A 19,435-nucleotide genomic window follows, 5' to 3' on the forward strand; every position below is an offset into this window, starting at 1 on the left:
GCCACCGGCCAAGGGCACGGTCCCCTTCTTCCCCGCACTTGCGATGGAAATCCGGCGACAATTTGTCTGCCGGAGTGTCGCGTGTTTACCTCAACCACTTGTTAAGGGCAACGCACGGGCGGATATGGGCCGCCCGGCGTGGTAGTTTTGCACCGGCTTATAGACGCCCAAGCGCCTTCAGCTCTTGCAGCACGGCCGCGTCGCGGGCCGAGACATCCGGGAATTCCGGATCCTGCCCGACATCGGCGGTGTAACGCCAGGAGCGCGCGCATTTGGTGAGACCGCGATCCTCAGCTTTCTCCACCACCACCGCCACGCCCTTGACGTCGTCGAGCGTGAAGGCGCCTTCCGGCGCATTGCCATGCTTGATGACGAGGTCGCTGGTGATCGCCATCTCAGCCATGTCGACATCCGCGATGGCCGCCTCCAGCGCGGCGTCGTCGATGGTGACCACCGGAACGGCCTCGAGCGAGGAGCCGATCAGCTTCTCGGCACGCGCGATCTCCAGCGCGCCGGTAATGACACGGCGCACCTGCCTCACCTTGCGCCATTTCTCGGCCAGCGCCTCATTGCGCCAGTTCTGCGGGATCGCTGGGAACTGGTCGAGATGCACCGAGACGGCGTCCGGATGGCGATCGAGCCAGGCTTCCTCGGTGGTGAACGGCAGCATCGGCGCCAGCCACTTCACCAGGCATTCGAAGAGGTGGCGCACCACCTGCACGGCCGCCCTGCGGCGCAGGCTCGACGGCCCGTCGCAGTAAAGTGCGTCCTTGCGGATGTCGAAGTAGAAAGCCGAGAGCTCGACCACCATGAAGTCCAGCAGGGCGCGGGTGATGCGCTTGAACTCGAACGCGTCGTAGCCCTGGCGCACCACCTCGTCCAGCTCGGACAGCCGGTGCAGCATCAGCCGCTCCAGCTCCGGCATCGTCTCCACCGGCACGTCCCTGCCGTCGTCATGAGCGAGCGTGCCCAGCATCCAGCGGATGGTGTTCCTCAGCTTGCGATAGGCGTCGATATTGGTCTGCAGCACGTTCTTGCCTAGCCGCTGGTCCTCCCAATAGTCGGTCGTCACCACCCAGAGCCGCAGGATATCGGCGCCGGACTGTTTTATCACGTCCTGCGGCACGACAGTGTTGCCGAGCGATTTCGACATCTTGCGGCCTTCCTCATCCATGGTGAAGCCATGGGTGATGACCGCTTCGTAAGGCGCCCTGCCCCTTGTGCCGCAGCTTTCAAGCAGCGAGGAATGGAACCAACCGCGATGCTGGTCGGAGCCCTCGAGATAGACGTCGGCCGGCCATTTGAGGTCCGGACGGTCTTCCAGCGTGAAGACATGGGTCGAGCCGGAATCGAACCAGACGTCCAGGATGTCCATCACCTGGTGCCATTTCGAGGCATCGTGATTGCCGAGGAAACGTTCCTTGGCACCCTCGGCGAACCAGGCGTCCGCGCCTTCCTTTTCGAAAGCGTCCATGATGCGCTGGTTGACGGCCTCGTCCTTCAGCACATTGCCGTCCTCGTCTGCGAAGACGGCGATCGGCACGCCCCAGGCGCGCTGGCGCGAAAGCACCCAGTCCGGGCGCTCCTCGATCATGGCGCGGATGCGGTTCTGGCCGGCCGCCGGCACGAAACGGGTGTCGTCGATCGCCTTCAGCGCGCGGCTGCGCAGCGTCGTGCCGTCGCCGAGGTCCTTGTCCATATAGACGAACCATTGCGGCGTGTTGCGGAAGATGACCGGCTTCTTCGAGCGCCAGGAGTGCGGATAGCTGTGCTTCAGCCGTCCGCGCGCGAAGAGCGCGTTGCGCTTGATCAGCTCGTCGATGACCGCCTGGTTGGCGTTGCCCTTCTTGCCGTTGTCGTCGATGACGCGCGCGGCGCCACCCTCACGGTCCGGGCCGAAGCCCGGCGCATCCTTGGTGAAGAAGCCGGCATCGTCGACCGGGAACGGGATCGCGGTATCGACGCCCCGCTTGATGAGCTCGGCCACCGCATCCGTCCAGGCATCGAAGTCCTCTCGGCCGTGGCTGGGCGCCGTGTGGACGAAGCCGGTGCCGGCGTCGTCGGTGACATGCTCGCCGGCAATCATCGGCACGGGGAATTCGTAACCGCCACCAAGCCCTCGAAACGGATGCGAAAGCGTAAGGTTGGCAAGCTGTTCGCTCGAGACGCTGTGAAGGCGGGTTAAGGTGACCTTGGCCTTGGCCGCCGCATCCTCGGCCAGCGCGTCGGCGAAGATCAACTTCTCGCCGGGCTGAGGGCCGAAGGCGTTCTCGGCCGCCGTGACCTCGTAGAGACCGTAGGCGACGCGCGGCGAATAGCTGACGGCGCGGTTGCCGGGGATGGTCCAGGGCGTGGTCGTCCAGATGACGACATGCGCCTCGACGAGATCGAGCGCGGCCCCATCCAGCGCCGGCGCGGCATCGGCGACCGGCTGGGCGAGGCTCGCGACCGGGAACTTCACCCAGATCGTGTCACTCTCATAGTCCTGGTATTCGACCTCTGCCTCGGCGAGCGCGGTGCGCTCGACCACGCTCCACATCACCGGCTTCGAGCCGCGATAGAGCTGGCCGGACATGGCGAATTTCAACAGCTCGCCAGCGATGCGCGACTCGGCGTGGTAGGCCATGGTCGTATAGGGATTGTCGAAATCGCCGATAACGCCGAGGCGCTGGAACTCGCCTCCCTGCACCTTGATCCAATGCGCGGCGAAGTCGCGGCATTCCCTGCGGAACTCGTTGACCGGCACCTCGTCCTTGTTCTTGCCTTTGGCGCGATACTGCTCCTCGATCTTCCATTCGATCGGCAGGCCGTGGCAGTCCCAGCCCGGCACATAGTTGGCGTCGTAACCGCGCATCTGGAAGGAACGGTTGATGACGTCCTTGAGGATCTTGTTCAGCGCATGGCCGATATGGATGTTGCCGTTGGCGTAGGGCGGGCCGTCATGCAGCACGAATTTCTCGCGGCCAGCGGCCTCCTCGCGAAGCTTTCTATAAAGGTCCATGTCCTGCCAGCGCTTGACCAGGCCGGGCTCCTTCTCGGGCAGGCCGGCGCGCATCGGGAAATCCGTCTGCGGCAAATAAAGCGTCTTGGAATAGTCGATCGTTTCTGCAGTGTCGGTCATTGGGGTGTCGGTCATTGATCTGCCATCTGCGTTGCCCGGCGGCGGAAAGCCCGGGCGTTGAACTAGCATCTTCTTGAAAAGCGCGAGGGGCGCGCGCAAAACTCCCGGCGGCTCCAGCGGCGCTCAGGCCGCCCGGAACACCGGGCCCGTAATTCGTATCGCGATCGCGAAAAGGCGCGAAAAGCTCATCATGGCGTGGCTTTTAGCGGATGGCGCGGCAGGAATAAAGCGCGGAATTCAAGGCATGAAGCCGGTTTCGCGGCCTACATGGTGAAATTGAAGCGGTAAGTGGTCGAGACACCGAAGGTCCATTGGTTGCGGTCGCCGCGTTCCTTGACCAGGCTGGAATCGGCAGCCGGCCCCATCAGGCGCGAATATTCGGTGAAGACGCTGGCCGTCATCGGCTCAGTCACTTTCCAGGTGATCGCGCCGCCGAGGCCCGTCGACTTCAGGCCGCCGCCCGGATGGTATTCACTCAGGCCCGAAGCCGCCGCTTCCTTGGCGTCGACGCCGTAATAGGCGTCGAAATAGTTGGATGACGCGAAGGAGACGCGCGGTCCGCCGGAAATGCGGACCGTCGGCGTGATGTCATAGAAGGCGTCCGCGGCGATGTCGGCGACGAAGCCGTTATGGGCACGAATGCCGTGCCGCAATTCGGCCCGCGCCCTCACCCAATCCAGCGGATAGAATTCGAAGAAGCCGCCCGCCTCGCCGCCCCAGCGCACGGGATCGAGCCCCTTGAGCTCGTCCTTGCTGTCGCGCGAGAAAATGAACTTGCCGGTCAAGCCGGCGCGAACGGAACCGTCGTCGATCAGCGCCAGCGAGATGTTGTCGTTGCGCGAGGTGAAGCGCGCCTCGGGACCGACCTTGCCCAGCGAGATGATCGGCTGGGCGCTGAACATGTATTTCTTGCCGCCCTCGAAGTTCGGCGCAACGAGGCCGGTGGCGCCGAGCGTCAGGTACCAGTCGCCGGATATCCAACTGCCCCCGCCCGCCTGGGCGACAGGCGCGGTCAACAGACCTATGGCGACGGCCAGCGGAATCGTCCCGACAATACGCATCGTCACCCCTTACGCGAAACGCGCCGGCAACACCATCCGCCGACGCTCAAGCCATGCCGTGCGTTCGGTAAAATTTGACTTAAAGCCCGTAACATGGGGACCGGCCGGAGACCTAAAGCGCGTCGCGATCCATCGGATTCGCTCCATGCGCTGTAGGTCTTTGATCTTACGCACGTCTTTATCCCGAAACCTTTCGGGAGACGTGCTTTAGCCGACACGCCGATTGCGCCGCGACATCTCGATCAGGTCGCAGGCGGCTTCCAGTCCGCCGGTCAGCGGCGTTGACGAGCTGTAGGCAAGGGCCGCCTCGCGCCACCGCGCCCGGATCGCCGGATTGCCGGCTTTCCGGACCGCCTGTTGCCAGATTTCCGGATCGTCGTGATTGGCCACAACCAGTCCCGCCCCGCTGGCTTCGACATATTTTGCATATCCGCAAGCGGCCGACGCAATGACCGGCAGGCCATTTGCGAGCGCCTCGAGGATCACAGTGCCGGTATTTTCCAGGCGCGCCGGGTGCAGCATGAAATCGCTCGCAACCACAATCGCCGGAATATCCTCCTGGATGCCCAGAAGGATGACCCGTTGCGACATTCCGCACTTGGCAATCAGGCTGCGAAGCCGGGTTTCCTCTTCGCTGTTTTTGCGAAGCCCGGCCACCAGCCAATGAATGTCCGCGAACGGCTGCAGGGCCTTCACCGCCCGGTCGAGACCCTTCACTTTCATTCTGTTGGCGATGCTCAAGGCGATGACGGCCTGGCGGGGAAGCCCGAAACGATCGCGGATTTCGTTGCGGTCGCCGGCCAGCAACTCCGGCCGGCGGCGTTTCGGATCGAGAGTCGGTCCGACAACATGGATGCGCGATTCCTCGGTTCGCCAGAAGTCGCGGTAAAGCGCCGCCTGGTGCTCGCTGAGGGCAATGATCTGCACGGCGCTGCCGGGGGCAAAGATCATGGATTCGAGTTTTTGCTGGCGCATGAAGCGCGGCGAAAACGGCCGCCACCATCCGAGCTTCGAGGCAAAATAGGGCGGGTCGCCGGCATAATAGATGTCGAGACCCGCCATCTTGTTGAAACCGACCACGCAGTCGAAATCCCGCCTGGCCGTCATCAGGGTCTTTCCCAGCGCATATTCGGTGCCCGGATTGGAGATAACCCGGGCGGGCTGGACCTTTATCGTCGCCGAGCTGTCGACATGGCCGACCTGGCGTGTCGTCAGGATCGTCACGCTATGGCCGCGCTTGACCAAGCGGTCGCTGATATTGAGACAATCCCTTTGCAGACCCCCATTCATGAACAGGGCAGAGATTGCGCAGCAAATTCTCATTCTATCTTCCGGAGAGCGCCGTTTACCCAGGTCCGGTCGAGCGGAGAGCTGCGGGCGCGCCGTAGACTTCTTCCTTCAAACAAACAAAGCAGGGCGCTTAGTGTCAGTCGTGTTGAAAAGACGAATATGCTGTATATAGCGGGTTATCAAGAGACTTGGATGCTGTTGCGTTCGAGCTTTCCAAAAAAAACCGACCGGATCGCGATTATGAAGATTTCATGGATCAATTGTGGCCGCCAAGTCGGTTTCGCCTGAGAGTCGCCATACCCGTGCCAAAGGCCCTGCGTGAATACAACTTGCGGCAATGGCTGAGGCTGCAGCCGCTGACACATGCCGTCAAGACGGCCCGTTATCGGAAAATCGACCGAAGGTTCCTGAGCCTGTCGGCCAAGGCTGGCGACGTCGCGGGCATCCGCGATGCCGCTCGGGGTCGCGATGTGCTGCTCACGATCGCCTTCGGCGATGCCCAATGCCTCGATCTGCAGGTGCGGCTGGCCAGGAGACTTGTCCGTCACGACCTCCACATCGTGGCCGACAACAGCATCAGCGAAGCTGCCGCGGACGAGAACAGGCAGTTATGCGCGGCCCGAGGCGTTCCCTATGTCAGGCTGCCGGCCAATCCATGGACCGTGAAAAACCCGAGCCGGTCCCACGGTGCGGCGCTCAACTGGATGTGGCGCAATATCCTGAAGCCGGCCGCGCCGGCCGCGTTCGGATTTCTGGACCAGGACCTCTTCCCGACGCAGCCATGCGACCCCTTCGCGCCTCTTCAAGATGTGGCGTTCTACGGCGACCTCCGCCGAGCGGGCGCGCGCTGGTATTTGTGGGCGGGCTATTGTTTCTTCCGCTTCGACGCCGTCAGCCACAAGCCTCTCGATTTCGGGCTCGACTGGTTCGCCGGCCTCGATACCGGCGGGGCTAACTGGGAGGTGCTCTATCGGGATGTGGACCCGAACGCGCTGCCGCAACGGCCGATAACGGCATTCGCGGTGTTGCCCGGATTTGAACTCAGGCAGGCCTATTGCGAATGGCGGGGAAGCTGGCTTCATGAAGTCGGCCTCGACGGCGACCTCTCGTTGAAGGCGAAAAAGCGCGAGGCGGTTTTACGCCTGCTGGAGCCCGCCCTTCAGGACTCGCCCAGATCGGCGCGACAATGAGATTGGCAGTCGACACAGTGATCGAACTTTGCGATGGAACCTTGAATCCATACCGCAAACATCCCGTACCCAAACCGGCCGATTCAACGGTCATTCGGTCACGCCCGATTATCGCAAGGACGTTCTGTTGCCGACAGTAAGTGTGATCATTCCGGTGAGAGACGGCGCGCGCTACATCGGCGAAGCCTTGCAAAGCATTCTGGACCAGGATCTGGCTGATATCGAAGTCATCGTCATCGACGATGGCTCCTCGGACGACAGCGCCGCGATCGCGACGTCGCTCGGCGAGGGCGATGGCCGCGTCAAGGTTATCGCCAATCGCGGCAAAGGCATCGTCGACGCGCTCAATATGGGAATTGCGCTGGCGCAGGCCCCTCTTGTGGCGCGCATGGATGGCGACGACGTCTCCCTGCCCGACAGGTTGCGCCTGCAGGCGGCGCGTTTCGACACGGATGCCGATCTGCAGTTGCTCGGCTCGGCGGGATTGCAGATCGACGGGGACGGAAAACCGTTGAGGCCAATGGAGGTTCCTATCGGCAACGAGCCGTTGCGGCGTGCCCTTGCCATATACAATCCCATGCTTCATCCCACGGTGATGTTCCGGACCGAGGCCGTCCGGCGCGTGGGAGGCTACCGTCGCGCATTCACCTATGCGGAGGACTACGATCTATGGCTGCGGCTTTCCGAGGCGGGAAAGCTGGCCAATATGGATGCGCGGCTGGTCAAATTGCGCTCGCACCCCGGGCAGGTGTCGCGCGTCAAGGAGGATCAGCAAAAGGCGGCCGCGGCGCTGGCCAGGCAGTCGGCGCTGTTGCGCGGCTCCCGCGCCGAGCCGTTCGACACAAGCAGCCAACCCACAGAGGCCATCGGAGCCTTTCTGGCATGGCGCGCCGCCACGGGGGCCGGTATCTCGAGCCTGGAAAGACGCGACATCGAATTGCTGTTGCGAACGGCGGGCATACCCTTGGCCACAACCTGCAAGCTGCTGCTCCTCGCGGCTGTCGGCGCCCCCTCGTTCAGGACGCTCGCGCTCGGGCCTCGACTGGCCTGGCGCAGGATGATCGCGCGCCCTGCCAAGATGCGGCCTAGCTGATGCGGCCCTGCTGATGCGGCTCGTCGTCGATCTCACCAGCATGGCGCGCTGGCTCGGCCCTCCGGTCGGCCTGGTCCGCGTGCAGCGGCATTACAGCGCCGAGGCGGCCGCGTTCACGGCCTCCGAGGTGGCGTTCACGGTGTTCGACCCGGTCGACCGGGTCCTCAGGCAGGTTTCGCCGCGGATTGCGGCAGAAATCATCGCCGGCGAGATCTCATGCGACATGAGTTTCCATCCGGACCCGGCCCGCATCAAGATGCGGTTTTACGATCGCTGGCCGAGCTGGGCGCGGCAATCGCTGATGACTATCATGAGAGCGCGCCGGATCCTGAGAACGGAAATCGGCGCGTTCGCCCGGCGCTATCCCGGTAGCCCTTTTCTTCCTTTCCTTGAGCGGGTCGAAAACCGCCTGATGAAGGCGCACGAGCGGCGGCTGATCGCTCGCGACGGTTCAAAGGTGCGGATCGTGCCGCTGCGGACGGCGGCCGGCAACAAACACGACCTCATACCCGGCGACCATCTGCTGTTGATGAACAACGACTGGTCGCACACCGATATCGAGCTCATTTCGCGCGAGTGCCGCTCGGCCGGCGCAAAGCTGATCGTGCTCTTGAACGACATCATCCCGATCCAGTTTCCCGAATGGTACAAAACGCATGACGTCACGAGATTCACGGATTACGTGACTCTGGCGATCAGGCTGGCGGACCGCTTCATCCTGACGTCGAAGCGCGTCACCGCCGATATGGAGGAGCATGCCGCCGGGCTCGGCCTCCAGCTGCCGGAACTGAAACTGGTCCCACTCGGCTGCGACAGCGCGCGCAAATCGAAGGCGGACGGCCCCCTGCCGGACGGACTTGAGACAGGTCGATACATCCTGTTCGTTTCCACCATCGAACCGCGCAAGAACCATTCGTTGCTCATGGACGTCTGGCGGCGCCTCGTTCAGGACGGAACGGTCGCGCATAGCGGCATGAAGCTGGTTTTCGTCGGCCGCAGCGGCTGGATGGTCGATGGGGTCCTGGCGAAGCTTCACAGCCATCCCGACTACGGCCAGAGCCTTGTCCATCTCGACAATGTCGATGACGGAACGTTGTCCCTGCTCTATCAAAACAGTGCGTTCTGCGTGTACCCGTCGCTCTATGAGGGATATGGACTGCCGCCCGTCGAGGCGCTGGCCTACGGAAAGGCGCTGATCGCCTCGACAGGCGGAGCCATCCCCGAAGTGGTGGGTCCGTTCGGACTCTGCCTCGACCCACTCGATGCCGAAGGATGGGAAAAGGCCATGCGGGAATGGATCACCTCGCCCGAGGTCCGGACTTCCTATGAGGCGAAGGCCGGCGAATTCACGGCGCGAAGCTGGGAGCAGGCTGGCCGGGAGACGCTGAAGGCCACGCTTGCGCCGTTCCCGGATGAAGTCGCGCCGGCGCGAGAATGAGCGCCTTAGAGTGGTTCACCGTTTCACGGAAACGGCGAACCGCTCTATCTCCTTGTTTTCACGCAATTCCTGGCGGAAGGCTACGGCGAACGCGCCGAACCTAACTGCTCACACTTTTCCTGGAATTGCTCCGGGCTCGGGCACAGCCCGGCCGCCCGCAGGCTCCGCTCGTGTTGCTGGACGGACAATGCCATTCGGTCTAGCTTCCTTTCACCGCACAACCGGTGGTGAATTTTCGAGGGAGATGAAACCATGACTTTGCCAAGCGACGCTCTCAGAGACGCAATCGGCCAGACGCGGGACAAATGGGGGTGGTTCGTGGCGCTCGGCGTGCTGCTGCTGATCTTCGGCGGCGTCGCCTTCGGCAATCTTTTCATCGCCACCGTCGCCTCGGTCTATGTGGTCGGCTGGCTGATGCTGATGGCCGGCGCCATCGAGATCGTCCATGCCTTCGGCGTCAGGACCTGGGGACGTTTCTTCTACTGGCTGCTGAGCGGCCTGCTCTACGCCGTCGCCGGCTTTTTCGCCTTCGACAACCCGCTGCTCGCCTCGGCGGTGCTGACGCTGCTGCTGGCCATCGCGTTGATCGCCTCGGGACTTTTGCGGTCCTGGGTGGCCTTCAGCCACCGGCCGGAGCAGGGCTGGGGATGGCTGCTCGCGGCCGGCGTCATCACCACTCTGCTCGGCCTGATGATCGCCATGGGCTGGCCGGTCAACAGCCTCTGGGTGCTTGGCATGTTCCTGGCGATCGACCTGGTCTTCCAGGGCTGGAGCTTCATCGCCATCGGGCTCGCCCTCAAGCGATAGAAGCAACGGGCAATCAGAACGCGATTTCGCTATCCAGTTGCGAGAGCGGGCGCACGCCCGCCAACGCGCTCGTCTTCGTTTACGGCAACGGCTTTTGGTTCGAACCGCCTCGCATCCCGCCGACATGATCCAATAGGCGCGCTTTGTATGTGAATTCTCCAACGTGTCCGATTTCCTCGTCGACAAGGGCGCAAATCTCGCCGTTGCAGAGCTCGGTCCATCTGTTGCAGAAGGAGAGATCCTCGGAAGTATAGTTGGTCTTCGTCGCGATCGGATCGAAGAAGCCGTAGTGCGGCGGACCTGACCTGTCCGGCCTCCATTGGCGAAGCTCTCCCGTGCCTACCATCTGCTCAAGAACTGTACGATGGACAAGCGTCAGCCCCATGCCCACGCCAGCGACCTGGCAAATACCGTTCAGCACGTGAAGCCGCGTTTGCTCGCCAACATTGACGACGAAGTCCTCGAGCGAAGATGAAGCCGGTCGCCGTTTGGGATAGACGCAGCCGATGATCGGCCGATCCAGTTGCAGCATCCGAAATACCGTCTGCGGCCTGAATTCCATATCGCTGTCAATGAACAGCAGATGCGTGCGTTCAGGCTGCGACAGCGCAATCGAAGCCAGGTGATTTCGATTGGCCGCGACGTCGGCGCTGTCACGATATCTGATTTCGAAGAGGACGCCGCGCGCGGCGAAATTCGAACACAAAGCAACCAGGCTGACGGCGCACTGGACTTTCATATTGCCGCCATAGCAGGCAATCGCGACGAGAATATTCGTCATGAGCATCTCCCGGCATTCGCAATAGAGCAGAATCGAGAAGAAGCCACAATTCCTGATTCGGCGCTTACCGGATCTGCCTCAAGACCGGGAGATCAGAACGCGATTTCGGCGTCCAGCTGCGAGAGCGGGCGCACGCCCGCCAGCAGCGCCCTTGCCTCGGCCTCGTCCTTCTTCATCTGCGCCACCAGCGCATCGAGGCCGTCGAATTTGAGCTCAGGGCGCAGGAAGCCGAAGAACGACACCTCGCAGGTCTCGCCATAGAGATTGCCGGAAAAATCGAAGATGTAAGTCTCGAGCAGCGGCGCGCCATTGTCGTCGACGGTCGGGCGGCGGCCGAAGCTGGCGACGCCGTCATGAAGCGTGCCGTCGGCACGGCGGAAGCGGACGGCGTAGATGCCTTCCCGCAGGGCGGCTTCGGGCGAAAGCCGCATATTGGCGGTCGGGAAACCGAGCGTGCGGCCAAGCTGCTGGCCGCCGATCACCTCGGCCTCGACGGTGAAACGGTAGCCGAGCAGGCCGGCGGCCTCCTCCACCTTGCCTTCGGCGAGCAGTTCGCGGATGCGGCTCGACGAGACCACTTCGGCGCCTTCATCGCGGAAGGCATCGACGAGCGTCACGCCGAAGCCATGCCGTTCTCCCGCCTCCATCAGGAAAGCCGGGCCGCCCTGGCGGTCCTTGCCGAAATGAAAGTCGAAGCCGGTAACGGCATGGTGGATGCCGAGATTCTTCTCCAGCACATCGGTTACGAAAGCCTCGGCGGAGAGCGAGGCGAAATCACGCGTGAACGGCTGCTCGACCAAAGCGGCAAAGCCAAGTTCGGCGAGCAACCGCGCCTTCATCGGCGGCGGCGTCAGCACGAAGAGCGGCACCTCCGGCCGGAACACCTTGCGCGGATGCGGCTCGAATGTGAGCACCAGGGCGGGCACGCCATTGCTGCCGGCCTCAGCCAGCGCGCGCTCCAGGACGGCCTGATGGCCGCGATGGACGCCGTCGAAATTGCCGATCGCCACGACGCCGCCGCGCAAATGCACAGGCAGCGGCGTGGCCGTGGAAAGACGTTTGAAGGTTTGCGTCATGTCGAGGCGCCCGTCATGGCCAGACTATCAACCTATTGCAGGCGCGGAATGACGGCGACCGGCCGGTAGCCGTGCTTTTCGAGAAAGGCCGCCAGCCTTGCGGGATCGTCGCCATGCTCACGCGCATGGATACCGCCCGAGACGTAGAGCACGTCAAAGCCGTTGTCGGCCGCGCCCTTGACATCGGTCATCATGCCGTCGCCGATGGCGAGAACCTCGTTTCGCTCGACGGGACGGCCGAGCAATCCGGCGACCTCCTTCATGGCGACGTGGTAGATCGGCGCGAAAGGCTTGCCGGCAATCAGCGTACGGCCGCCCAGTTGCGCGTAATCCCGCGCCAGCGCGCCGGCGCACCAGATGGTGCGCTCGCCGCGCTCCACCAGGATATCCGGATTGGCGCAAATGAAAGGCAGGTTGCGGGCGCGCAGGCGCTGCAGCAATTCGGCATAGTCGGCGGGCTTCTCGACTTCGTCGTCATAGAGACCGGTGCAGACGACACCCGAGGCCTCGAATTCCTCGACAAGATCGACATCGAGCCCGTCATAGAGCGTAAAATCGCGCTCCGGCCCGATATGGAAGATCCGCCTCGGGCCGTCGGCGATCAGGTCGCGCGTCACGTCGCCGGAGGTAACGACCCGGTCGAAGGCGTCGGCGGGAACGCCGATGACCTTCATCTGGGCAATGACGTCGGCGCTGCGGCGTGGCGAATTGGTGATCAGCACGACAGGCACGTTGGCCGCGCGTGCACGGGCAAGCGCGGCGGCGGCCGCCGGAAAATGCCATTCGCCATTGTGCACGACGCCCCATACGTCGCACAGTATGGCCGCGTAGCGCCCCGCAAGATCGTCGAGCGAGGTGATGATGTCAGGCGAATCCGCCATGCCGTGTCCCTGATTTTGATTCCTGGCAGGCCGCGACAGACAGCCGGCCACGGACGGTCCCGCATAACCGAAGCGCTTGATCCTGTCACGAGCTTTCCCGATCACCACACGCCGGCCTCGATCACGCTCGCCCGGACGCACAGGGTTAACGCGCCGTCAAAAAGGCGGTGCGTTCTTGATAGTTTCGCGCAAGCTGAAATTTAACGATTTATGACCATGGTACGACGGCAACTGCGACCATGGTCGTATATCGGCATGGATCCTTGGCGGGGGTAAATGCAATGATCCGCGATTTTTTTCGCGACAGGCGGGGTAACTACGCCTTGATGACGGTCATCACGATGATACCGCTGATGGGCGCCGTGGCGATTGCCGTCGACTACACCGAGTTGGTCAGGCAGAAGCAGGAAACGTTGAACGCGCTCGACGCCGCCGGGCTCGCAACGGCACAGCAGATCGTCGCCGGCGCTAGCGACGCCGATGCCAAGGCTTTTGCCAAGACATTCTTCGAGGCCAACCTAGGGCACGTCCTTCCCGCGAATACGACGCTTACGGTGACCTTGCCGAACAACAACGCCGGCGGCGGCACGCTGGTACTCGAGGCCGCGCTTAAGTACCAACCTTATTTCCTGCCGGCGGCGGTCATGCTGCTGGGCGGCGGCGCTCCGGCTCAGACCACCGTCAACTTTTCGGCAAGGTCCGAAATCCGCCTCAAGAACACGCTGGAAGTGTCGCTGGTGCTCGATAATTCGGGCTCGATGACCGAGCTTGGGCACGGCTCGAACCAGGTACGGTTCGACCTGTTAAAGAGCGCGGCCAAGCAGCTTGTCGACCAACTGTCCGGGCAGGCGCTGTTGATGAAGCAGGTTTCCAAGCCGGTTCAATTCAGCCTCGTGCCCTTTGCCGCCTCGGTCAATGTCGGCCCGGCAAACAAAGATGCCGCCTGGATGGACACGACAGGCGTTTCGCCACTCGACCAGGAGAACCTCGATTGGTCGACGCTTACCTCGGCCAACTCCCCTAACCAATATGCGGTGAAGTCTGGCAACAACTATTATGCGAAAGGCTCGTCGTGGGATGCGACGCAGTTGAACCAGGTGCTGACGCGCTTTTCGATCTACAAGTGGATGAAGCGGATTTCGTCGTGCACCAAGGACAGGAATAACAACTGCACGTCCAATATTGTGTACGCGCCAATTGCGAGTTGGGGCGGCTGCGTCGAATCGCGGCCATATCCCTATAACATTCAGGATACGGCCGCCTCGACCTCGACACCGGCGACCATGTTCGTACCTATGTTCGCACCTGACGAGACCGATAACACCGACAGCTACTCGCGTTCCGCCTACAGCAATTGGCATTTGGATGTATCAAGCGGTACGGACGCGGCGCGGCAGCGCTACATGCCTAAATATTTCAATGCCGGCATCGGCACCAAAGTGACGCCTGCCTACGGCATGAACGAAGGCCCCAACACCAGTTGCAGCACGACCGCGATCACGCCGCTCACCGACGTATCGACCTCAGCCGGCGCCACGACGGTGAAGAGCGCGATCGATGCGATGGCCGCCAGCGGCGCCACTAACGTGCCGGAAGGCATGGCATGGGGATGGAGAACGCTCTCCAGCACAGCGCCGTTTACAGAGGGCCGTCCCGAAAGTGAAAAAGGCAATGACAAGGTCCTGATCGTCCTGACGGACGGCGCCAACACCTACTACACACCCACTTCATTGGGAGCCAATGATTTGGCGGGTGCCAAATCTACTTATTCGGCGCTGGGTTATGTGAACCCGTACAATACCGCCTACAGCTACGGCCGCATTTTCCTTGGTACCAGCAGCAATGTCAGCAAGACTGATTATTCTAACGCCAATTACACCAAGGCGATGAGCGAGCATTTCGCCACGCTCTGCGACAACGCCAAGGCCGCTAACATCATCGTCATGACCATCGCGCTCGACCTCGATTCCAGCAACACCGCGGAGGCGGCGCAGATGGCGGCGCTGAAGACCTGCTCGTCGGACTCGCGTTTCCGCAGGGATCCAACCGACCCGAGCAAGCCCGCGAAGCTGTTCTGGAACTCGACCGGCGCCACGCTTTCGGATGACTTCAAGGCGATCGGCAACGAATTGTCGAACCTGCGCATCGTCAGTTGAGCACAACAACCGGGGGCCGCTCGAGCAAATGCGCAAATTCTGGCATCAATTCTGCCGTGACCGCCGCGGCAACTATGCCCTCGTGACGGCAATCGCCATGGTGCCGCTGATGGGAGCCTTGGCGGTGGGCGTCGACATCACCGAGCTCAACCGCCAGAAGCAGATGGTGCTCAACGCGCTCGACTCGGCCAATTTCGCCTCCGCGGTGCGCCTCTCGCAGGGCGCATCGGACGACGAGATCAAGGCCTATGCGGCTGCCTTCCTGAATTCCAATCTCAACACCATCGATCCCGCCAACATCGCGCTCGATGTCACGCTGCCGAGCAGCCAGACCGGCGGCGGCCTGATGAAGCTTTGCGCGACGCTCACCTATCACCCCTATTTCCATCCGGCGGCGGCGCTGCTCAGCGGCGCGTCGGACGGCGACGCCCATAAGCCAATCCAGGTCGAGATGTGTTCCCAGGTGCGGCTGAAGAACACGCTGGAAGTGGCGATGGTGCTCGACAATTCGGGCTCCATGACAACGCCAGGCACCGGCTCGGGACAGAAACGCATCGACCTGCTCAAGCAGGCCGCCAAGCAGCTTGTCGACACGCTGGCGCAGCAGGCAGCGCAGATCAAGCAGATCGACAAGCCGGTGCAGTTCAGCCTCGTGCCATTCGCGGCCTCGGTCAATGTCGGGTCGGACAACGACAACGCCCCGTGGATGGACGTCTACGGGCTGTCTCCGGTCGCCAACGAGAATTTCGACTGGTCGACGCTGAATGCGCCCGACAAATATGCCCAGAAGATCAACGGCATCTGGTACAAGAAAGGCACCGGCTGGGGCGACGAAGAAAACCAGGTTCTCAGCCGCTTCGAGCTCTATCAAGACCTGAAGGTGGTGACCAGCCACGAGCGCATCGTCGGCAGCGCGCGCACCGTCTGCGATACATACCGCTCGAACCACACCTGTTCGCACAGTCATACGGAATATGATTACAACGACACCTACGGTCCATTCGCCAGTTGGCAGGGCTGTGTCGAGGTCCGCCCCTACCCTTACAATGTCGACGACACGCCAGCCTCGGGCGGCCCGAACAACACCGGTATCGGCGTCGGCGATCCCGCGACCATGTTCGTGCCGATGTTCGCGCCGGACGAACCCGGCAATCATTGGAAGGTGACCCAGAACCCGCTGGAGCCGAACCCGACGACCTATGGCGCGGCGAACAGCTGGTGGAACGACGATCCGTCGAGCACGACCGGCAAGACCAGGCAGTCGAACATGGCCAAATATTTTCAGCCGCGGCCAATCGATGCTCCGACCCTCAGTTCGGGCGCGGGTCCCAATTACAGCTGCACCACCACGCCGATCACACCGCTTACCGATGTCACCCAGACGGATGGGCTCGCAGCCATCAAGGCGGCGATCGACCTGATGCAGCCCAACGGCAACACCAATGTGCCCGAAGGCATGGCCTGGGGCTGGCGCACGGTGTCGAGCGCGCCGCCCTTCACCGAGGGCCGTCCGGAAACCGAGCGCGGCAACGACAAGGTGGTCATCGTGCTCACGGACGGCGAGAACACTTACTCCACGGTCAGTTCCGACCCGGCAGGCAACAGGTCGACCTACGCGGCCTATGGCTATACCGGCGTCGGCTATAACGGTACCTCGGTCACCCGTCTGTTCGGCGGCACGTCGAGCGCGATCGGCCAATTCAACTATTCGTCGAGCAACTATACCGCCGCGATGAACGAGCAAATGGCGAAGCTGTGCAACAACGCCAAGGCCGGCAACATCATGGTGATGACGGTGGCGCTCGACATGTCCTCGACCAGCTCAAGCGACCAGAAGGCCATGGCAGCGCTGAAAGCATGCTCTTCCGACTCCCGCTTTCGCAAGGATCCGACGGATCCAAGCAAGCCGGCCAAGCTGTTCTGGAATGCCACGGGCGCGACGCTCTCCGACAATTTCAAGGAGATCGCCAACGAATTGTCGAACCTGCGGGTGGTGGGGTAAGGCGCGCTGGCGTAAAGGGCGGTTCCGTCAAGCCCTTGCGTGCTTTCGTAAGGCGACGCAAATCTTGGCCGCCTTCGCGGAGACCCCGATGCCCGACGCCGCCAACCACCTGACTTTCGCGCTGATCTGCCTCGGCATGGTGCTCACGCCAGGCCCCAACATGATCTACCTGATCTCGCGCTCGCTGTCGCAAGGGCCGAAGGCCGGGCTGATCTCGCTCGGCGGCGTGGCGCTGGGCTTCCTGTTCTATGTTGTCTCGGCGGCCTTCGGCATCACCGCGCTGATTTTCGCCGTGCCCTTTGCCTACGATGCGCTGCGCTTCGCAGGCGCGCTTTATCTTCTGTGGCTCGCCTGGCAGGCGCTGAAGCCCGGCGGACGCTCGCCCTTCCAGGTCCGCGAATTGCCCAGGGACAAGCCGCGCAAGCTCTTCGTCATGGGGCTGATGACCAACCTGCTCAACCCTAAGGTGGCCGTGCTCTATCTGTCGCTCCTGCCGCAGTTCATCAATCCGGCGAAGGGCCATGTTTTATCACAGCTTCTGGTGCTCGGCGTGACGCAGATTTCGATCAGCCTCACCGTCAATGCCATCATCGCGGTGACTGCCGGTTCGATCGCGAACTTCCTCGCCGGGCGGCCGTTCTGGCTGGTCGTCCAGCGCTGGATGATGGGCACGGTTCTGACCGCGCTGGCGCTCAAGATGGCGACCGAGGCGCAGAGATAGGGTGCCTTGATATTCAGGTGAGACCGGCCTGCGAATGACGGCTGTCTGCGCTTCCGGTGCTCACGTACTTCAGTACGCTCCGCTCCGGTTCTCGACAGCCATCCTTCTCGACTCGGCCTGACCTGAATCTCAACGCACCCCTGGGGCGACCCTTGAGATTCCTACATGGGCCGGCGCACCGGCCGGATCTGCTCCGGCTCGACCACCTTGCGATAAAGATGCCAGGTCGCGTGGCCCAGAATCGGCATGACGACGGCAAGCCCGGCAAACAGCGGGATCGAGCCGATCACCAGCAGAACCGCGACCGTGAGGCCCCAGAGCGCCATCGTCAGCGGACTGGTCATCACCGCGCGGGCCGAGGTTTCGATCGCCGCGACGGCACCGACGTCGCGGTCGAGCAGCAGCGGGAAGGCAACGACGGTGGTGCCTAAAACGACAACGGCGAAGACGAAGCCGACGGCGTTGCCGACGAGGATCAGCGTCCAGCCTTTGCCGGTCGTCAGCACGTCGCGCACGAAGGCGCCGACCGAAGCGGGCGGCTCGGCGCCGAACAGGCTGGTGTAGAGCGATTGCGCAGTGAACAGCCACAACAGGAACAGCGCGAAGAGCAGGATGCCGATGACCGCGATCGACGGCAGCGCCGGCGAATGGCGCACGTCCAGCGCATGATGCCAGCGGCTGCTCATGCCAAGCTCGCGCCGGCGGCTGATCTCGTAGAGGCCGATGGCCGCGAACGGGCCGATAAGGGCGAAACCGGACATCAGCGGATAGACGAGCTGGATGGCGTTCGAGCCCGAGCTCCATTGGGTCAGGATCAGGCCGACGATCGGGTAGATCAGGCACAGGAAGACGTAGTGCGAAGGCTTGGCCCAGAAATCCTCGGCGCCGAGCTTCAGCGCGTCCCAAAGGTCCGCGGTCGAGATGTGGCGCACCGTGGGCTGAACATGCGCGCCGTACGCGTCCGTCATGACATGAAAACCGGCCATAACCGTCCTCCGTTTTTCTGCGCATGACCCCCGAAAACCGAAAATCGGTTTTCGGAAAGGATCATGCGCCAAACCAAGTTTTACAGCGTCCTTTGCGCGTCCGATGGACGCGCGGCGCTGTAATGGGTCGGTCACCGCCTGGGTGGCCGCCCGTGGCTGCCACTTTCAAGAACGCCGGGATGATAACCGATCTTCCGGGAAAAGTCGCCGTTTCATGCGATTTTCATCGGTTGCCCGGCAAAAGCCACGATCGGCGGTATCAGAGGCCGGATGAGCATCCCGACCACCGCCCTCCCCGATATGAACCGTCGCATGCTGATCAAGGCCGCTGGCCTTGCGGCGCTTGCCGGCATCGCCGCCTGCAGCACCGTCACGGTGCCAACCGGCGAAGGCGCCGGCGTTTCGTCTTCCGCCACGAGCACCTTGAGCACGATCCGCACATCGGCTGGACTGCCGGTGCTGACTCCCGATGCGCAGCTCGAGCAGGCGGCGCTGCAGCAGGCCGGCTACATGGCGTCGCGCGAGCGCATGAGCCACACGACCGGCTGGGGCAAGGATTTCGCCTCGCGCATGAAGGACAATGGCGTACGGGGCGCGGCGGCTGAAAACATCGCCGAGGGCCGTTTCGACCTTGAGAAGCTCTTCGACATTTGGATGCATTCGGACGGACACCGCCGCAACATGCTCGATCCGGATTTCAGCCGCTTCGGGCTCGCCTATGTGCGAGACGGCCGCGATCCTGCCTTGCGCTATTGGGCGCTGGTGCTTGGCAGATAGCAGAGAAGGGAACGGTAGCGTTGCTTCGCGCCGACTTGGGAAGCCGTTCTGGAAT

The 19,435-nt window shown here is 62.6% G+C and carries 15 protein-coding genes; 8 read left to right on the top strand and 7 right to left on the bottom strand.

Annotated features, from left to right (window positions below; genetic code table 11):
- Positions 1–157 precede the first annotated feature (157 nt).
- The 3 genes from ileS to DPM35_RS27290 all read right to left on the bottom strand — a co-directional run bounded on the left by ileS (position 158) and on the right by DPM35_RS27290 (position 5,505).
- The gene (ileS, locus tag DPM35_RS27280; protein WP_112130592.1) at positions 158–3,121 is read right to left on the bottom strand and encodes an isoleucine--tRNA ligase; all 2,964 of its coding nucleotides are present in this window, start codon (positions 3,119–3,121) and stop codon (positions 158–160) included.
- Positions 3,122–3,384: 263 nt separating this feature from the next.
- Complete coding sequence (locus DPM35_RS27285; RefSeq protein WP_112130286.1) at positions 3,385–4,182, bottom strand: MipA/OmpV family protein; 798 nt, start codon at positions 4,180–4,182, stop codon at positions 3,385–3,387.
- Positions 4,183–4,389: 207 nt separating this feature from the next.
- On the bottom strand, positions 4,390–5,505 hold the full coding sequence (locus DPM35_RS27290; protein ID WP_112130287.1) for a glycosyltransferase family 4 protein: 1,116 nt from the start codon (positions 5,503–5,505) through the stop codon (positions 4,390–4,392).
- 155 nt (positions 5,506–5,660) lie between these two features.
- On the opposite strand from DPM35_RS27290, the gene DPM35_RS27295 reads away from it, so the two are divergent.
- The 4 genes from DPM35_RS27295 (at position 5,661) to DPM35_RS27310 (ending at position 10,000) form a co-directional block, all read left to right on the top strand.
- Positions 5,661–6,662: a hypothetical protein gene (locus DPM35_RS27295; protein WP_198419735.1), complete on the top strand. Its 1,002-nt coding sequence runs from the start codon at positions 5,661–5,663 to the stop codon at positions 6,660–6,662.
- 142 nt (positions 6,663–6,804) lie between these two features.
- Positions 6,805–7,755: a glycosyltransferase gene (locus DPM35_RS27300; RefSeq protein WP_181592164.1), complete on the top strand. Its 951-nt coding sequence runs from the start codon at positions 6,805–6,807 to the stop codon at positions 7,753–7,755.
- A gap of 13 nt (positions 7,756–7,768) precedes the next feature.
- Complete coding sequence (locus DPM35_RS27305; RefSeq protein ID WP_112130289.1) at positions 7,769–9,193, top strand: glycosyltransferase family 4 protein; 1,425 nt, start codon at positions 7,769–7,771, stop codon at positions 9,191–9,193.
- 252 nt (positions 9,194–9,445) lie between these two features.
- A complete protein-coding gene (locus DPM35_RS27310; RefSeq protein WP_112130290.1) occupies positions 9,446–10,000 on the top strand; it encodes an HdeD family acid-resistance protein in 555 nt (184 codons plus the stop codon).
- Between the two features lie 79 nt (positions 10,001–10,079).
- On the opposite strand, the gene DPM35_RS27315 is transcribed toward DPM35_RS27310, so the two are convergent.
- The 3 genes from DPM35_RS27315 to DPM35_RS27325 all read right to left on the bottom strand — a co-directional run bounded on the left by DPM35_RS27315 (position 10,080) and on the right by DPM35_RS27325 (position 12,738).
- The gene (locus DPM35_RS27315; RefSeq protein WP_146767997.1) at positions 10,080–10,781 is read right to left on the bottom strand and encodes a hypothetical protein; all 702 of its coding nucleotides are present in this window, start codon (positions 10,779–10,781) and stop codon (positions 10,080–10,082) included.
- Positions 10,782–10,873: 92 nt separating this feature from the next.
- Positions 10,874–11,857 (bottom strand): bifunctional riboflavin kinase/FAD synthetase, encoded by a 984-nt coding sequence (locus DPM35_RS27320; protein WP_112130292.1) that lies wholly within the window; start codon positions 11,855–11,857, stop codon positions 10,874–10,876.
- Between the two features lie 32 nt (positions 11,858–11,889).
- A complete protein-coding gene (locus DPM35_RS27325; RefSeq protein WP_112130293.1) occupies positions 11,890–12,738 on the bottom strand; it encodes a TIGR01459 family HAD-type hydrolase in 849 nt (282 codons plus the stop codon).
- Positions 12,739–13,019: 281 nt separating this feature from the next.
- On the opposite strand from DPM35_RS27325, the gene DPM35_RS27330 reads away from it, so the two are divergent.
- From DPM35_RS27330 to DPM35_RS27340, 3 genes are all read left to right on the top strand, one after another.
- Positions 13,020–14,894, top strand: a complete 1,875-nt coding sequence (locus DPM35_RS27330; RefSeq protein WP_112130294.1) for a pilus assembly protein — start codon at positions 13,020–13,022, stop codon at positions 14,892–14,894.
- 28 nt (positions 14,895–14,922) lie between these two features.
- On the top strand, positions 14,923–16,896 hold the full coding sequence (locus DPM35_RS27335; RefSeq protein ID WP_112130295.1) for a pilus assembly protein: 1,974 nt from the start codon (positions 14,923–14,925) through the stop codon (positions 16,894–16,896).
- A gap of 88 nt (positions 16,897–16,984) precedes the next feature.
- Positions 16,985–17,617, top strand: coding sequence for a LysE family translocator (locus tag DPM35_RS27340; RefSeq protein WP_112130594.1), 633 nt, complete (start codon positions 16,985–16,987; stop codon positions 17,615–17,617).
- Between the two features lie 161 nt (positions 17,618–17,778).
- Here DPM35_RS27340 and DPM35_RS27345 read toward each other — a convergent pair whose 3' ends face one another.
- Positions 17,779–18,603 (bottom strand): DUF2189 domain-containing protein, encoded by an 825-nt coding sequence (locus DPM35_RS27345; RefSeq protein ID WP_112130296.1) that lies wholly within the window; start codon positions 18,601–18,603, stop codon positions 17,779–17,781.
- Between the two features lie 270 nt (positions 18,604–18,873).
- Between DPM35_RS27345 and DPM35_RS27350 the strand changes: the two genes are divergently transcribed.
- Positions 18,874–19,380 carry a CAP domain-containing protein gene (locus DPM35_RS27350; RefSeq protein ID WP_112130297.1) on the top strand — a complete coding sequence of 169 codons (507 nt, stop codon included), beginning with the start codon at positions 18,874–18,876 and terminating at the stop codon, positions 19,378–19,380.
- Positions 19,381–19,435 lie beyond the last annotated feature (55 nt).

The organism is Mesorhizobium atlanticum (genome assembly GCF_003289965.1).
In the GTDB taxonomy this organism is placed as follows: Bacteria; Pseudomonadota; Alphaproteobacteria; order Rhizobiales; family Rhizobiaceae; genus Mesorhizobium; species Mesorhizobium atlanticum.

Coding starts and splice junctions, on each gene's coding strand:
- ileS (WP_112130592.1), bottom strand. CDS start 3,121: ATGACCGACACTGCAGAAACGATCGACTATTCCAAGACGCTTTATTTG.
- DPM35_RS27285 (WP_112130286.1), bottom strand. CDS start 4,182: ATGCGTATTGTCGGGACGATTCCGCTGGCCGTCGCCATAGGTCTGTTG.
- DPM35_RS27290 (WP_112130287.1), bottom strand. CDS start 5,505: ATGAGAATTTGCTGCGCAATCTCTGCCCTGTTCATGAATGGGGGTCTG.
- DPM35_RS27305 (WP_112130289.1), top strand. CDS start 7,769: ATGCGGCTCGTCGTCGATCTCACCAGCATGGCGCGCTGGCTCGGCCCT.
- DPM35_RS27310 (WP_112130290.1), top strand. CDS start 9,446: ATGACTTTGCCAAGCGACGCTCTCAGAGACGCAATCGGCCAGACGCGG.
- DPM35_RS27315 (WP_146767997.1), bottom strand. CDS start 10,781: ATGACGAATATTCTCGTCGCGATTGCCTGCTATGGCGGCAATATGAAA.
- DPM35_RS27320 (WP_112130292.1), bottom strand. CDS start 11,857: ATGACGCAAACCTTCAAACGTCTTTCCACGGCCACGCCGCTGCCTGTG.
- DPM35_RS27325 (WP_112130293.1), bottom strand. CDS start 12,738: ATGGCGGATTCGCCTGACATCATCACCTCGCTCGACGATCTTGCGGGG.
- DPM35_RS27330 (WP_112130294.1), top strand. CDS start 13,020: ATGATCCGCGATTTTTTTCGCGACAGGCGGGGTAACTACGCCTTGATG.
- DPM35_RS27335 (WP_112130295.1), top strand. CDS start 14,923: ATGCGCAAATTCTGGCATCAATTCTGCCGTGACCGCCGCGGCAACTAT.
- DPM35_RS27340 (WP_112130594.1), top strand. CDS start 16,985: ATGCCCGACGCCGCCAACCACCTGACTTTCGCGCTGATCTGCCTCGGC.
- DPM35_RS27345 (WP_112130296.1), bottom strand. CDS start 18,603: ATGGCCGGTTTTCATGTCATGACGGACGCGTACGGCGCGCATGTTCAG.
- DPM35_RS27350 (WP_112130297.1), top strand. CDS start 18,874: ATGAGCATCCCGACCACCGCCCTCCCCGATATGAACCGTCGCATGCTG.